Origin of the sequence: Paraburkholderia flagellata (assembly GCF_021390645.1) — a bacterium.
Lineage (GTDB): Bacteria > Pseudomonadota > Gammaproteobacteria > Burkholderiales > Burkholderiaceae > Paraburkholderia > Paraburkholderia flagellata.
Genome location: NZ_JAJEJT010000001.1, coordinates 277,527 through 293,346 on the forward strand (window position 1 = coordinate 277,527; position 15,820 = coordinate 293,346).

Here is a 15,820-nt window from a genome sequence, read left to right on the forward strand (position 1 = left end):
CTATGGAAAGTACAACCCTATCCCAGACGCCCGGTAGCCGGATTTCCCAATATCTCGCGCTCACCAAGCCGCGCGTCACGCAACTGGCCGTGTTTTGCGCCGTCATCGGCATGTTCCTCGCCGTGCCGGGCATGGTGCCCTGGAAACAACTGATCGGCGGCACCGTCGGCATCTGGCTCACGGCAGGCGCGGCATTCGCGATCAACTGTCTGGTCGAGCAAAAGGTGGATGCGCGCATGCGTCGCACTGCCTGGCGTCCTTCGGCACGCGGCGAGATCACGAGCAAGCAGATCCTGATCTTCTCGGCAGTCATCGGCGGCATCGGCATGTGGGTGCTGTACACGTTCGCCAATCCGCTCACCATGTGGCTCACGGTCGCGACCTTTATTGGCTACGCGATCATCTACACGCTCCTGCTCAAGCCGGCCACGCCTCAGAACATCGTCATCGGCGGCGCCTCGGGCGCCATGCCGCCGGCGCTCGGCTGGGCCGCCGTGACGGGCCACGTGCCCGGCGACGCCTGGATTCTCGTGCTCATCATTTTCGTGTGGACGCCGCCGCATTTCTGGGCGCTCGCGCTCTACCGCCGCAAGGACTACGAAAACGCCGGCCTGCCGATGCTGCCCAACACGCACGGCGAGAAGTACACGCGTCTACATATCCTGCTCTACACCGTGATCCTGTTCGCGGTCACGCTGATGCCTTACATCTCGGGCATGAGCGGCGTGCTGTATCTGGCTGCGGCCGTGGTGCTCGGCGCGGTGTTCCTCGCCTATGCGTGGAAGATCTACGTCGAGTATTCCGATGCATTGGCGCGCAAGACTTTCCGTTATTCGATCGTCTATCTCTCGTTGCTGTTCTTGGCGCTGCTCGTCGACCATTACGTGCATGCGCTCATTGCGGTGTAACGCTATGGCCCACCGCACGCTTGCGCGCTTCGTGCGCGCCACGGTCGTTGCGCTTGCCGCTGCAGGCGCGCTCGGCGGCACGCTGGTTCTGGAGGGCTGCGGCCAGCAGCCGCCCTCGTTCACCAATCTCGACATCACCGGCAACACGCAGTTCGGCAAGGACTTCGCGCTGCCCGACACGAGCGGCAAGACGCGCACGCTTGCCGACTTCAAGGGCAAGGTCGTCGTGCTGTTCTTCGGCTACACGCACTGCCCGGACGTTTGCCCGACCACCATGGCCGAGCTTTCGCAGGCGCTCCAGCAACTGGGGCCCGATGCGGCGAAGCGCGTGCAGGTGCTGTTCGTCAGCGTCGATCCCGAGCGCGACACGTCGCAGATCCTGAGCCAGTACACGGCTGCGTTCAATCCGACCTTCATCGGACTGCGCCCGGCCAGCGAGGACCAGCTCAAGCAGGTAGCGAAGGATTTCCGCGTGTACTACGCGAAGGTGCCCGGCAACTCGCCTGACAGCTACACGATGGATCACACCGCCGCGAGCTACGTGTTCGACACGACCGGCAAACTGCGCCTCTTCGCGCGCGACGGGCAGGGCGTCACGCCCTGGCTGCACGATCTGAAGATCCTGCTCGGCTCGAATCCCGACTAAGGGAAGCCTGGCGCGTTCACCGCGAGAGGTGAACGCGCGCCTCAGAGCCGCGCTGGCATACCAGTATGCGAATTCATTATTTCCCGCATCCGGCGCCATATGAGACGATTTATATCGTCCGGCAGACGGCGCATAACGCCGCGGGACCGGAGCAACAACAAAACCACGCAGGAACATCACCTCCATGCAGCGCAGAAATCTGATTAAAGCACTCCTCGCCGGCGTCGCCGCCACTACTCTCGCAGTCAGCTTCGGCGCCCGCGCCGACGACCAGGTCATCCGGGTCGGCACCGTTTCGGGTCCGGACGCGCAGGTCTGGGCCGTCGTCCAGAAGGTCGCAAAGCGCGAAGGCCTGAACGTCAAAGTCATCGAATTCAACGACTATGTGCAGCCAAACGCCGCGCTCGACGCCGGCGACCTCGACGCCAACAGCTTCCAGACTGGCCCGTATCTCGACAGCCAGATCAAGCAACGCGGCTACAAGCTCGTGAACGCGGGTCTCACGTACATCTCGCCGATTGGCGTGTACTCGAAGAAGCTCAAGTCGCTGAACGACCTGCCGCAAGGCGCGAAGGTCGCCGTGCCGAATGACCCGTCGAACGAAAACCGCGCGCTGCTGCTCCTGCAAAGCAAGGGCCTGATCAAGCTGCGCGCTGGCGCGGGCACCAACGGCAACAACGCGACGCCGCTCGACGTCGCCGAAAACCCGAAGAAGCTCAAGCTCGTCGAACTGGACGCCGCGCAACTGCCGCGCGCGCTCGGCGACGTGGATGCCGCCGTGATCAACACGAACTACGCGCTCGCTGCCGGCCTGCAGCCGACCAAGGATGCCATCGCCATCGAAGACATCCACAGCCCGTACGCGAACCTGATCGCCGTTCGCATCCAGGACAAGGACAAGCCGTGGGTGAAGAAGCTGGTTGCCGCCTACCAGTCGGAAGACGTGCGCCAGTTCATCAAGAACGAGTTCAAGGGCTCGATGGTTCCGTCGTTCTAAGCGATATTCAAGAAGCGCTTGCCTGCGTCCCATCGACGCGCGAGCCCAGCAGGACCCGAACGCCGTGGCGAGAGCCACGGCGTTTTTCATTGCGCATGCACTATCGGGATTGTTTGAAATTGAGGATTGCGGCGCGCCGGTTTGATGTCACTCAATTGAGACGCTAGGGAATCGCTTGAGTGCGCGCTATCTTTCCTGCCGACGTCACACCGTGGTCCTACGGCGGTACTACGGTGGGCTATGTCAGATAACCTGTTGATGCCACTCTGGTCCCATTGTTTAGGCCGCCGGCCTCTTTCCAGGGTAAATCCTGATGCCGAATTGCGAACGGCTAGAGCCTTATGTGTTCGTGTAACATATTGATTTGTAATGACATTTATCGAACTCCTGAACCGAGCCGGTATCTGTTGACTGGTCTTATTGTGGTTATATAATGGGCTCGCATTCGCACCGGACCAATCGGCACACGCGGCACAATCGACATTGCCGCGTAGCATGCCCGTCCGGCCCCCCACGATCGTCCAACCGCTGGCGCCAAGTCCATGGAAACCCGTTGGTCTGCCCTGATGCCCGATGCGCGCAATGTGACGCCGCTCTATCTGCAGCTGGCGCGCAACCTTGCTACGGCCATTCACTGCGGCGTCTGGTCGGCCGGCGAGGCGTTGCCCTCGGAGCGCACGCTGTCGGACGCGATCGGCGTGTCGCGCATCACCGCGCGCAAGGCGATCGAGTTGCTCGTGGAGCAGGGGCTGATCCGGCGCGCGCGCGGCGCGGGCAGCTTCATCACGCCGCGCGTGGAAGATCCGCTTTCGCGCCTCACGGGCTTCACGAAGAAAATGGAGCAGCGCGGTTTCACGCCCGACTCGGTGTGGCTCGCGCGCGAGGTACGGCCCGCGCACCGCGAGGAGATCGTGCAGCTCGGCCTTTCGCCGGGCGCCTCGGTCACGAGCCTGCGCCGGCTGCGCCGCGCCGACGGCACCGTGATGGCCGTCGAGCATTCAGCGCTGCCTGTATCGATCGTGCCGGACCCGGAAGCGATCGAGGGCTCGCTGTATTCGTATCTGGAGCAGCGCCGCGTGCCCGTGGTGCGCGCCCTGCAGCACTTTCGCGCGGTCAACGCGACGGGCGAGATCGCCGCGCTGATGGGCGTCGAGCCGCGCGCGGCGCTACTCGTCATCACGCGTGTGGGCTTTTCCGCCGATCAGCGCGCCATCGAGCTGACCGACACCTATTGCCGCGACGGCTACTACGACTTTGTTGCGGAGCTGCGCCAGTGAGCGCCCCGCGGGAACGGAACGCCGCCGCAATCTCTCTCATGCACGTCACCGAAACGTCCTACCGCGCTTTGATGCGCTTCATCGGAAAACTCTCATGTTGAGCGGAAACATACTCACCCCTGAAGGCTGGATCCACGGCACGCTGTCGTTCGAGAACGGACGCATCACCGCGATCACGGGCGAGGCCGCCGATCCGGCGAACAACGACGAGCCCTACATCCTGCCGGGCTTCATCGACCTGCACGTGCACGGCGGCGGCGGCGCCGACGTCATGGAAGCCGGCGACGCGATCGAAACCATTGCGCGCACGCACGCCCGCTACGGCACCACGAGCCTGCTGGCCACCACCATGACCGCGCCGCGCGACGAGCTGATGAACGTCGTCGCGGGCCTTGGTAACGTCACGCGCAACCGCACGGCGGGTGGCGCGCGCGTGCTGGGCGTGCACCTCGAAGGCCCGTACATCAACCCGGGCAAGCTTGGCGCGCAGCCCGACGCAGCCGTTTCGGCGGTGCTCGACGAAGTGCTCAAGTACCTCTCGATCGCGCCGATTCGCGTGGTGACCGTGGCGCCCGAGATCGCGGGCCATATCGAGATCATCGGCGAGATGGCGGCGCGCGGCGTACGTGTGCAGATCGGCCACTCGCTCGCGACCTACGACGACGCCGTGGCCGCGCTCAAGCACGGCGCCTGCGGCTTCACGCACCTCTTCAACGCGATGTCGCCGCTGCATCATCGCAATCCGGGCGTGGTCGGCGCGGCGCTCGCGCACGCCGAGTACGCTGAAATCATTCCCGACCTGCTGCACGTGCATCCCGGCGCGATCCGCGCCGCGCTGCGCGCCATTCCGCGTCTTTATGTGGTGACCGACAGCACCTCGGCCACCGGCATGCCTGACGGCGAATACCGTCTCGGCAGCCAGCACGTGACGAAATGCCTTGGCGGCGTGCGTCTTGCCGACGGCACGCTCGCGGGCAGCACCCTCACCATGGACCAGGCACTGCGCAACCTCGTCTCGATCGGCTTGCCGATCGCGGACGTGTCCGCGCGCCTGTCGCGCTATGCCGCCGACTACCTCGGCATCGAAGACCGTGGCCGCCTCGTGCGCGGCGCATGGGCCGATGTCAACGTGTTCGATCGCGAGCTGGCGCTCACTGCGACCTACGTCGAAGGAGAATCGATTGTCGAATATGCTTAAAGAAGCGCTGGCCTCGGCCAGCGTCGTCGCCGCGCAGCTCGCAGACACCTCGCGCGTCGAAGCGCTCGCCCGTGCGCTGGAGACCGAGCCGCGCCATGTTGCGCTCACGGTCGCGCGCGGCAGTTCGGACCACGCGGCGAGCTACTTCGCTGCGCTCACCATGAGCCGCATCGGCGTGCCGGTGGCCTCGATTCCCATGTCGATCGCCACGCTGCAGCAGGCGCCCTTACGCGTGCGCGGCCAATTCGCCCTGGCTTTCTCCCAATCGGGTAGGAGTCCTGATCTCGTCGCGACGATCAAGGCACTGCGCGAAGCCGGTGCGCTGACGGCGGCCATGGTCAACGTCGCTGGCTCGCCGCTCGCCGAAGCCGCGGGCACGGAGTTGCCGCTCCTCGCCGGTGCCGAGCTCAGCGTGGCCGCCACCAAAAGCTATATCGCCATGCTCGCGATGTCGGCACAGCTCGTCGGCTTCTGGCAGCGCGATGCAGCGTTCCTCGACGCCGTGCGCGCGCTCCCCGACGCGCTCGATCGCGCGGGCACGCTCGACTGGTCGAAGGCCGTCGAAGAGTTGCGCGACGTCAAACAGATGATTGTTATCGGCCGCGGTCCGGGCCTCGCTATTGCGCAGGAAGCGGCGCTCAAGCTCAAGGAAACCTCGGGCATTCAGGCCGAGGCGTTTTCGAGCGCCGAAGTGCGGCACGGCCCGATGGAGCTGATCGACCGCGACTACCCGCTACTCGTGTTCGCGCCGCGCGGGCCGGAGCAGGCGGGCCTGATCGAGTTTGCCCGCGACATGGACAAGCGAGGCGCGCGCGTGCTGCTCGCCGCGCCCGCCGACGTGCCCGGCGCGGCACTGCCGCTCGAAACGGCCGCCGACGCGGCGCTCGATCCGATCGCGGCCATTCTGTCGTTCTACGTGATGGCGGCGGGCCTTGCGGCCGCGCGCGGGCGCAACCCCGACGAGCCGCGTTACCTGAACAAAGTCACCGAAACACACTAGATTGGAAAGCGAATGGAACGCATCGAGGAGTCTCGCCTGATGGATCCGCATACTCGCGTCGAGGGGCACATCGTCCTGGTTTCGCCGCTTACCGGGCCGGTCGTGCCGCTCGCGTCGGTGCCTGATCCGGTGTTTTCGGAAGGCCTGTTCGGCGACGGCATTGGCGTCGATCCGCTCTTCGGCCGTGTCGTCGCGCCGTGCGACGGCATCGTCGTGCATCTCGCGCGCACCGCCCACGCGGTCACGCTGCAAACGGCCGAAGGCGCACAGGTGCTCGTGCACGTCGGCATCGACACCGTCGAACTGAACGGCAAAGGCTTCACGCCGAAGGTCGCGCAGGGCGCGCAGGTGAGCCGCGGCGACACGTTGATCGAATTCGATCTCGACGTGGTGGCGTGCAATGCACCGAGCCTCGTCTCGGTCGTCGCGATCGCCAATTCAGATGCATTCGAAGTGATCGATCGTGCGGGTGCGGGGCGCGTCGAAGCGGGCAAATCCGCGTTGCTCGTGCTGCGCGTGCGCGATGGCGCGGAAATCGCCACGGCCCACGAACTGGTTGCGAACGAAGTGCGCCGCAGCGTCACGCTCACGCATGCGGGCGGCCTTCATGCGCGACCGGCGGCGCGTGCGCGCGAAGCGGTGCGCGGTATCGATGCTCGCGTCGAGGTCCGTTTTGGCGATCGCAAGTCTGCCATCGAAAGTGTCGTGGGTCTGCTGGGCCTCGGTGCGGGCGAGGGTGCGACCATCGAACTCGTCGGAATCGGCCGGGAGGCGCAGCGCGCCGTGGACGCCGTGGCAAACGAACTCCTGCGCGAAACGCCTGGCGAAAGCAGCGAAGCGCCGGCGCGGCAGCAGTCGCCCGCGCCCGTGATGCCGGAAACTGCGGCCGCCGTGGCATCGTCTGCCGAGGCGGGCGTCCTCGCGGGCGTGTGCGCGGCGCCGGGCGTCGCGGTGGGCAAGCTGGTGCGCTGGGACGAAGCCGAACTTACGCCGCCCGAACTCGCGAGTGGCTCGTCGGCGTCGGAAAGCCGTCTGCTCGACAAGGCGATCGCCGAGGTGGACGCCGAACTGAACCAGAGCGTGCGCACGGCTTCGCAGCGCGGCGCGATTGGCGAGGCGGGCATTTTCACGATGCACCGCGTGCTGCTGGAAGACCCGACGCTCGTCGACGCCGCACGCGATGCGATCAGTCTCGGCAAGAGCGCGGGCTACGCGTGGCGCGAAGCGATTCGCGCGCAGATCGCGGTGCTCGGCAAGGTGGACGATCCGCTGCTCGCGGAGCGCGCCGCCGACCTGCGCGACCTCGAAAAGCGTGTGCTGCGCGCGCTCGGGCTCTCGAACACGGCCGCGCGCACGCTGCCCGAAGAAGCCGTGCTCGCCGCCGACGAATTCACGCCTTCCGATCTCGCAACGCTGGACCGCAAGCGCGTGATGGCGCTCGTGATGGCGCGCGGCGGTGCGACCTCGCACGCGGCGATCATTGCGCGTCAGGCCGGCATTCCGGCGCTCGTCGCGCTCGGCGACGTGCTTCATACGGTGCCCGAGGGCACGGAAGTCGTCATCGATGCGCTCGCAGGCCGCTTTGCATACACGCCGAGTGCGCTCGACATCGAACGCGCGCGCAGCGAGAAGCAGCGCCAGGCCGGCGTGCGCGAAGCGAACCGCCGCACGTCGCACGAGGCCGCCGCCACGCGCGACGGCCACGCGGTGGAGGTCGCTGCGAACATCGCGACGCTGGAAGATGCAATCACGGCAGTGGATAACGGTGCGGACGCCGTGGGTCTCCTGCGCACGGAACTGCTGTTTATCCATCGCCAGGCCGCACCGACGGTGGAAGAGCATCTTCAGAGCTACCAGGCAATCACGGACGCGCTCGCGGGCCGCACGGCGATCATCCGTACGCTCGACGTGGGCGCCGACAAGGAAGTCGACTATCTGACGTTGCCGCCCGAGCCGAACCCGGCGCTGGGTCTGCGCGGCATTCGCCTCGCGCAGGTGCGGCCTGATCTGCTGGACGACCAGCTGCGCGCCCTCGTTGCCGTGAAGCCGGCGGGCAAGGTGCGCATCCTGTTGCCGATGGTGACCGACGTGGGCGAACTCGTGCGCCTGCGCGAGCGTATCGAGACGTTCGCACGTGAAGCGGGCCGCACCGAGCCGATCGAAGTGGGCGTCATGATCGAGGTGCCCTCGGCGGCGCTGCTCGCGGACCAGCTCGCGCGCCACGCCGATTTCCTCTCGATCGGTACCAACGATCTCACGCAGTACACGCTCGCGATGGACCGTTGCCAGCCCGATCTCGCGGCGCAGGCCGACGGCCTGCACCCGGCCGTGCTGCGTCTCGTGGCAGCGGCGGTCGAGGGCGCGAACAAGCACGGCAAGTGGGTGGGCGTGTGCGGTGCGCTGGCGGGCGATCCGCTCGCGGTGCCGCTGCTCGTCGGCCTCGGTGTGACGGAGCTTTCCGTCGATCCGGTTTCCGTGCCGTCGATCAAGGCGCGCGTGCGCAATCTCGACTACAACGACTGTCGCCAGCGCGCTCAAAACGCGCTCGCACTCGAATCGGCGCAAGCCGTGCGTGCGGCGAGCCGCGAAAGCTGGCCGCTCGATTGATGGATCCTGTTTCACCCACCCTAAGCAATCCTTAAAAACATGCTGGTGCGCGCAGCGATCGTGCGCCGGCTTCTCTCACCCACACACGTCAAGCAAGAGATAGAGACTGGAGGCAGTTCAATGGATGGCAATCCGTTTCTCAAGATACAAAGCCTCGGCCGCGCGCTGATGCTTCCCATCGCAGTGCTGCCGGTCGCCGGCATCCTGCTTCGCTTCGGCCAGGCCGACATGCTCAACATCAAGATCATCGCCGACGCAGGCGGCGCGATCTTCGATAACCTGCCGTTGCTGTTTGCAATCGGTATCGCCGTGGGCTTCGCGAAGGACAACAACGGCGTAGCCGGCCTCGCGGGCGCGTTGGGCTATCTGGTCCAGACCGCCGTGATGAAGGACATCAACGACAAACTCAACATGGGCGTGCTGTCGGGCGTGGTGGCCGGTGTCGTTGCGGGCATGCTCTACAACCGCTTCAAGGACATCAAGCTGCCCGAGTTCCTCGCGTTCTTCGGCGGCAAGCGTTTCGTGCCGATCGTCACAGGGGTCACGTGTCTGGTGCTAGGCATCGTGTTCGGCTATGTGTGGGGACCGGTGCAGGGCGTGATCGACACCGCCGGCCACTGGCTCACCACGGCGGGCGCGATCGGCACCTTCGTGTACGGCTTGCTCAACCGCCTCTTGCTCGTCACGGGTCTGCACCACATCCTCAACTCGCTCGTGTGGTTCGTGTTCGGCTCGTTCACGCCGGCAGCCGGCGGCGCAGCCGTCACGGGCGACCTGCACCGCTTCTTCGCGGGCGACCCCACGGCGGGCAGCTTCATGGCCGGCTTCTTCCCGGTGATGATGTTCGGCCTGCCGGCAGCGTGCCTCGCGATGCTGCACGAAGCGCCGAAGGACAAGCGCGCGATGGTGGGCGGCCTGCTGTTTTCGATGGCGCTCACCTCGTTCCTCACGGGCGTGACGGAGCCGATCGAGTTCACGTTCATGTTCCTCGCTCCCGTGCTCTACGCGATCCACGCGGTGCTCACGGGGCTGTCGCTGGCGATTTGCTCGCTGCTCGGCATCAAGCTCGGCTTCACGTTCTCGGCGGGTTTCATCGACTACGTGCTGAACTACGGGCTCTCCACGCACGGCTGGTATGCGATTCCGCTCGGCGTGGTCTATGCGGTCGTGTACTACGGGCTGTTCCGCTTCTTCATCCGCCGTTTCAACCTGCCCACGCCGGGCCGCGAAGGTTCGGCGGGCGATACGGCGATCGCCTCGACGATGTCTGGCGTTGCGGTGGCGGCTGGCGGCGCGGCATCAGCGGCGTCGCTCTCGCGTGCTGCGCGTTACATTGACGCGCTGGGCGGCGCGGCCAACCTCAAGGTGGTCGATGCCTGCACGACGCGTCTGCGTCTCTCGGTGGCTGATCCGGCACATGTGTCGGAACCGGCACTGAAGGCAATCGGCGCGCGCGGCGTGCTCAAGCGCGGCGGCGAAAGCGTGCAGGTCATCATCGGGCCGGAAGCGGATATCATCGCCGATGAAATTCGCGGTGAGATCGCGCGCGGCGGTGCGGTGGCCAGTAAGCCGGCAGCCGTGGCGCAGCCCGCTGCACAAGCCGCTCCGGCCGCTCAGGCGAACGCGAGCGCGGATGTCGCGCAGGGCCCGCTCGATCCGAATCCGTCGCGCTGGCTCGCGGTGTTTGGCGGCGTTGCCAACATCGTTACGCTCGACGCGGTAGCGGCCACTCGCCTGCGCGTGATCGTGCGCGACCCGGCAGCCGTGGATCGCGAGAAGCTCGGCACGCTCGACGTAGCCTGGATCTCGGCCGATACGCTGCACATCGTGGTCGGCGACGCCGCGCCGCGTTATGCACGTGAACTGGCGCTCCAGCCGGCGTAATCGATTCGCTGTATGGCTATAAAAAACGCCGCGGCACATGCCGCGGCGTTTTCGTTTCTGGCGCCTTCAAACGGCTTCGACGCTTAGTACAACGTATGCTGGTTGTCCCGTATGGCATCGGCGGTAATCTTGCCGCGCATGACGCGATAGACCCATGCCGTATAACCGAGCACGATCGGCAGGAAAATGATGACGGCAACGAGCATGATCTCGAGCGTCATCTTGCTCGAGGTCGCGTCCCAGACCGTGAGGCTCGAACGCGGGTCGAGCGACGAGGGCATGATGAAGGGGAACATCGAGAAGCCCGCCGTGAGAATCACGCCGACGATCTGCAACCCCGTACTCAGAAACGCGAGCCGCTCGAAGCGTGAACCCGCGAGTGCGAACGCGAGCACGCCGCCGAGCAGGCCCAGGGCAGGGGCGAGCGTCATCCACGGATAAAGCCCGTAGTTCGCGAGCCAGAGCCCAGGCCCGGAATCGACGCTCTTGAGGAGCGGGTTGGCCACCGTGTCGAGAGGCGCGGGCGACGTAATCGTATAGCCGCCGATGAGCGTCGCCACGAGCGCGCCCGCCACGAGGAATAAAACGATCGTGAGCGCCGAGAAGAGCCGCAGCGCCTTCGCGGCGCGCATGGCGACGACGCCATCGGTCTTCGTCTTCAAAAACGCCGCGCCGTGCGCAGTGAGCATGCAAAGACTCACCAGCCCGCAGATCAGCGCGAACGGATTCAGGAGTGCGAAGAAGCTGCCGTGATACGTCACGCGCAGGTCCGAGTCATAGGCGAACGGCACGCCCTGGAGCAAATTGCCGAACGCCACGCCGAACACGAGCGCGGGCACGAAGCCACCGATAAACAGACCGTAGTCCCAGCCCTGACGCCATCTCACGTCCGCGCGCTTGCCGCGATAGTCGAAGCCCACGGGCCGGAAAAACAGCGAGAAGAGCACGAGCAGCATTGCGAAGTAGAAGCCCGAGAACGACGCCGCATAGGCGAGCGGCCAGGCGGCGAACATCGCGCCGCCCGCAGTGATGAACCAGACCTGGTTGCCTTCCCACGTCGCGCCCACCGCGTTGATGACGATGCGGCGTTCCTCGTCGGTCTTGCCGATGAAGGGCAGCAGCACGGCTGCGCCCATGTCGAAGCCGTCCGTGAGCGCAAAGCCGATCAGCAGCACACCGATCAGCACCCACCAGATCAACTTGAGCGTTGCGTAGTCCATGGCGTGTTCCCTCGCGTCTTTCGTTATCTCGCGTCGATCACGTGACCTTGCCGTCAGTCGCCAGCGTGGCCGTCTGCTCGTGGAAGTAACGACCGGTATGCAGCGACGACGGCCCGAGGCGCGCGTACTTGAACATCAGCATGATCTCGATGATGAAGAGCAGCGTGTAGAAGATCACGAAGCCCGCGATGCTCAGCATCACGTCGCCGGGCGCGAGGCTCGAAGCCGAAAGGCTCGTGGGCAGCACCTCCGCGATGGTCCACGGCTGGCGGCCCGTTTCCGCGACGACCCAGCCGAACTCGGCGGCGAGCCACGGCAGCGGGATCGCCACCAGGGCCCAGCCGAGGAACCAGCGGCGGTTCTCCTTGAGCAGCGAGCGCTGCGCGCAGAACCAGAAGGCGAGCACGAAGGTCACGAGAAAGAGGATGCCGAGACCCACCATCACGCGGAACGACCAGAACACGGGTGCAACGCGCGGTATCGCGGTTCTCGACGCGGCCCGGATCTGCTCGGAGGTCGCATCGACCACGTTCGGCGTGAACCGCTTCAAGAGCAGGCCGTAGCCGAGGTCGGCCTTGTGCGCTTCGAACACGTCGCGCGTTTCGGTGTCGGCGGTGCCTTCTTTCATCTTTTGCAGCGCGGCGTAGGCGAGCATGCCGTTGCGGATGCGCACTTCAGCGCGACCCATCAAGTCTTTCAAGCCGATCACGGGGGTGTCGATCGAGCGCGTGGCGATGATACCCATGAGCCAGGGAATGCGGATCGCGTAGTCCGTGCGCTCTTCCTTCTGGTTAGGCAGGCCGAACAGGGTGAACGGCGCGGGCGCGGGTGCGGTGTCCCATTCGGCTTCGATGGCGGCGAGCTTGACCTGCTGTACGACGCCGTCGGTGTAGCCCGATTCGTCGCCGAGGATCAGCACGCACAGCGTGGACGCCAGGCCGAAGCCCGCGGCGATCGCGAACGAGCGCAGCGCGAACTCCACGTCGCGCCGGCGCAGCAGGTACCACGACGAAATGCCGAGCACGAACATCGACGCCGTCACGTAGCCGGCCGAAACCGTGTGCACGAACTTCACCTGCGCGACGGGGTTGAAAATCACCTGGAACAGGTTGGTGAGTTCCATGCGCATGGTTTCGTAGTTGAATGCCGCGCCGACAGGGTTCTGCATCCAGCCGTTGGCGATGAGAATCCACAGCGCCGAAAGATTTGAGCCGAGCGCGACGAGAAACGTGGTGAAGAGATGCGCGCCTTTCGACAGACGATTCCAGCCGAAAAAGAACACCCCGACAAAGGTCGATTCGAGGAAGAACGCCGCGAGCCCTTCCACGGCGAGCGGCACGCCGAAAATGTCGCCCACATAGTGCGAGTAGTACGACCAGTTGGTGCCGAACTGGAACTCCATCGTGAGGCCGGTGGTCACGCCCATCGCGAAGTTGATGGCGAAGAGCTTGCCCCAAAACTGCGTCATGTCCTTGTAGATCACCTTGCCGGTCATCACGTAGACGGACTCCATGATGACGAGCAGCCACGAGAGGCCGAGCGTGAGCGGTACGAAGAGGAAGTGGTAGAGCGCGGTGATGGCGAACTGAAGACGCGAGAGTTCCACCGATTCAATCGTGGGCATGACGGTCTCCTCGTTGAGGCGGCAAGGGCTGAGGTTGGGACGCGGACGGCGTGAGCTTTGATGCCATCGGCACGGCCAGGATGGCGTGCGCGACAGCGGCAGGCGGCATGTTCATGTCTTCTGCCTGCGGGTGATTGAAGAATGCGTATTTGAGCGCCATCAGTAGAACGAGCTTGATGACGAGAACGAGGGCAATATCGCGGGCGAAGGTGGGGCCGCGCATCCACTGAAGGATGCGCGCGCGCAGCAACGACGGAGTGCGCTGGCGTTGACCTGATGCCGGGATCATGACGACGGATGCCCTCGAACGCGTTACGAGGCCAGACCGCGGCGCGGCCTCTGGCTCACCACCTCGAAATCATCTTAGGGTGGAATCAGCGAGGCCGGTGCGAAGGTGCTCAGCGTGCGGGACGCGCAAAAGAAAAACCCCGTTCGCGGGAACGGGGTTTTCGGTTCAGCGTTCAGACTTGCCGAGGCTTACGCGTAGTCGGCGAGTGCAGTGCGCATCTTCTTCATGGCGCTCGCCTCGATCTGTCGAATGCGCTCGGCCGACACGCCGAACTCGTCGGCGAGTTCGTGCAGGGTCGAGCCGCCCGAACCGTCGTCGTCGACGTTGAGCCAGCGCGCCTCGATGATGCGGCGGCTGCGCGCGTCGAGCGCTTCCAGCGCGCTCGCAATGCCGTCGGACTGCAGGCGGTCGCGCGAGCGTGCGGCAAGCACGGCGCTCGGCTCGTTATGCGAGTCGGCGAGCCAGGCGATCGGGGCGAACGATTCCTCGCCGTCCTCGGTCTGGCCTTCGAGCGCGATGTCGGCGCCTGACAGGCGCGTTTCCATCTCCACGACCTCTTCGCGCTTCACGTTCAGTTCCTGCGCGAGGCCGTCGATTTCCTCTGGCGTGAACGACTGCAGGCCCTGCTTGTGGCTACGCAGGTTGAAGAACAGCTTGCGCTGCGCCTTGGTCGTGGCGACCTTCACCATGCGCCAGTTGCGCAGGATGTATTCGTGGATCTCGGCCTTGATCCAGTGCATCGCGTACGACACGAGGCGCACGTTCTGCTCGGGGTCGAAGCGCTTCACGGCCTTCATCAGGCCGATGTTGCCTTCCTGGATCAGGTCGGCGTGCGGCAGGCCGTAACCAAGGTAATTACGCGCGATAGACACCACGAGGCGCAGGTGCGACAGCACCAGGCGGCGCGCACCTTCCAGATTGTTTTGCTCGCGAAACTCGGTCGCGAACTGGCGCTCTTCTTGCGGCGTCAACATCGGGATCCGGTTTACGGCCTGAATGTAGGCGTCGATGTTGCCCAGCTGGCCGGGCAACAGGGAAGCATTCGCGAGCGCCAATGAGCCCCCGGCCTTGGCCGACGACGGGCTCAGCGTATTCGGAAGGGTCATGGTCATTGCGTTGCTCACGTAGCGAACTCCTCAGGAATCTTGCAAAAGTCGGACAGCGACTCCACGCTGGATGTTAGCACTCTGAATTCCCGAGTGCTAATACTTGGAGTCTGTAGGGGCTTCAAGGTTCCTTGATTCCTATCGAAATGATTGTATCGATAGATTACACTAAACGCCGGCAGTCAAGCGGGGCGGGGCCTCGCGCCCGGTGCAGGCCAGCGCAGAGGGCAGGCCGAAGGAACACTCTAGAACGGGACAGCGGTCCAGCGCGGGGGTGCGGGAAATAAAGGGTTGAATCAAGGGGCTCTCGACAGGCCACGCAGCGCGTGGACTTTGCCACGGAATCTGACAAATAGACATCGGGCGAAGCTGAAAGTGCTGCGCTGCGACATCAGGGCGCGGCCGTGGGATGTCAATGTCGCCAGGCGCGGTTTTCACCGGGCGCGTGGTTTATGCGTCATACATGGAGGCGTTGTCTTCGATCGCAAGTATCCTTGCGCCAAATCCTGGTATAAATTTCAGCCAGACGTATGCAGAAAATCTTCGGCGTGGATCTGCGCTCAGGCGCGGGGCGGCGCGCAAGGGGCTCGAGCGATGGCGGCAAAACTAATCGATGCGATTCGCGGACTTGAGCGCGAGCGCTTTCGCGCGATGGTTGACGGCGACGGCACGTCGCTGGACCAGTTGCTGTCCGATCACGCGACCTTCGTCCACACCAACGGCAAACGCGAGACCAAGCAGCAGTTCATCGATGCGATCACGGCGGGCCGCCGCCGCTACCGCCAGATCGAGATCCAGTCGCAGGACGTGCTTCAAGCTGGGAACGAGGCCTGCGTGGTCTCCGGCCGCGTGCTGATCGAGATGGAAGCGAACAACGGTGCGCTGCTCTTTCCTATTGCCTACACGGCGATCCAGACGCAGGAAGGAGGGCACTGGCGTCTGCTCGCATGGCAGGCGACGCGTTGCGCGATCGAGTGATGACCGGTAAGTCCACTCGCTGGAACGCCGCTTAGGCGTTTCAGGCGCACGCTGGCGGCCCGTTTTGCCGCCGGCGCTCAACAATG

At 64.9% G+C, this 15,820-nt stretch carries 13 protein-coding genes; 9 read left to right on the plus strand and 4 right to left on the minus strand.

The features are described from left to right. Positions 1-2: 2 nt before the first annotated feature. The 8 genes from cyoE (at position 3) to nagE (ending at position 10,517) form a co-directional block, all read left to right on the plus strand. Positions 3-908 (plus strand): heme o synthase, encoded by a 906-nt coding sequence (cyoE, locus tag L0U83_RS01295; protein ID WP_233879422.1) that lies wholly within the window; start codon positions 3-5, stop codon positions 906-908. A 4-nt stretch (positions 909-912) separates the two neighbouring features. Then, entirely contained in the window at positions 913-1,554 is a 642-nt protein-coding gene (locus L0U83_RS01300; RefSeq protein WP_233879424.1) for an SCO family protein, read from the plus strand. 184 nt (positions 1,555-1,738) lie between these two features. Continuing rightward, a complete protein-coding gene (locus L0U83_RS01305) occupies positions 1,739-2,551 on the plus strand; it encodes a MetQ/NlpA family ABC transporter substrate-binding protein (protein ID WP_233879433.1) in 813 nt (270 codons plus the stop codon). A gap of 542 nt (positions 2,552-3,093) precedes the next feature. Continuing rightward, entirely contained in the window at positions 3,094-3,828 is a 735-nt protein-coding gene (locus L0U83_RS01310) for a GntR family transcriptional regulator (protein ID WP_233879442.1), read from the plus strand. Between the two features lie 94 nt (positions 3,829-3,922). After that, on the plus strand, positions 3,923-5,026 hold the full coding sequence (gene nagA, locus L0U83_RS01315) for an N-acetylglucosamine-6-phosphate deacetylase (RefSeq protein WP_233879450.1): 1,104 nt from the start codon (positions 3,923-3,925) through the stop codon (positions 5,024-5,026). Next, on the plus strand, positions 5,019-6,026 hold the full coding sequence (locus L0U83_RS01320; RefSeq protein ID WP_233883610.1) for an SIS domain-containing protein: 1,008 nt from the start codon (positions 5,019-5,021) through the stop codon (positions 6,024-6,026). Before nagA ends, L0U83_RS01320 begins: the two co-directional genes overlap by 8 nt. Before the next feature lie 12 nt (positions 6,027-6,038). Next, complete coding sequence (gene ptsP / locus L0U83_RS01325) at positions 6,039-8,633, plus strand: phosphoenolpyruvate--protein phosphotransferase (RefSeq protein ID WP_233879452.1); 2,595 nt, start codon at positions 6,039-6,041, stop codon at positions 8,631-8,633. A 120-nt stretch (positions 8,634-8,753) separates the two neighbouring features. Beyond that, positions 8,754-10,517, plus strand: a complete 1,764-nt coding sequence (gene nagE / locus L0U83_RS01330) for an N-acetylglucosamine-specific PTS transporter subunit IIBC (RefSeq protein WP_233879455.1) — start codon at positions 8,754-8,756, stop codon at positions 10,515-10,517. Positions 10,518-10,600: 83 nt separating this feature from the next. Here the strand turns inward: nagE and cydB are convergent, their stop codons facing one another. The 4 genes from cydB to rpoH form a co-directional block, all read right to left on the minus strand. Next, entirely contained in the window at positions 10,601-11,737 is a 1,137-nt protein-coding gene (cydB, locus tag L0U83_RS01335) for a cytochrome d ubiquinol oxidase subunit II (protein WP_233879457.1), read from the minus strand. A gap of 37 nt (positions 11,738-11,774) precedes the next feature. Next, a complete protein-coding gene (locus tag L0U83_RS01340) occupies positions 11,775-13,361 on the minus strand; it encodes a cytochrome ubiquinol oxidase subunit I (RefSeq protein ID WP_233879468.1) in 1,587 nt (528 codons plus the stop codon). Next, complete coding sequence (gene cydP, locus L0U83_RS01345) at positions 13,348-13,650, minus strand: cytochrome oxidase putative small subunit CydP (protein WP_233879474.1); 303 nt, start codon at positions 13,648-13,650, stop codon at positions 13,348-13,350. The genes L0U83_RS01340 and cydP overlap by 14 nt, the downstream gene beginning before the upstream one ends. Before the next feature lie 188 nt (positions 13,651-13,838). Next, on the minus strand, positions 13,839-14,774 hold the full coding sequence (gene rpoH, locus L0U83_RS01350) for an RNA polymerase sigma factor RpoH (RefSeq protein WP_233879489.1): 936 nt from the start codon (positions 14,772-14,774) through the stop codon (positions 13,839-13,841). 576 nt (positions 14,775-15,350) lie between these two features. Between rpoH and L0U83_RS01355 the strand changes: the two genes are divergently transcribed. After that, positions 15,351-15,734: a nuclear transport factor 2 family protein gene (locus tag L0U83_RS01355; RefSeq protein ID WP_233879491.1), complete on the plus strand. Its 384-nt coding sequence runs from the start codon at positions 15,351-15,353 to the stop codon at positions 15,732-15,734. Positions 15,735-15,820: the final 86 nt, after the last annotated feature.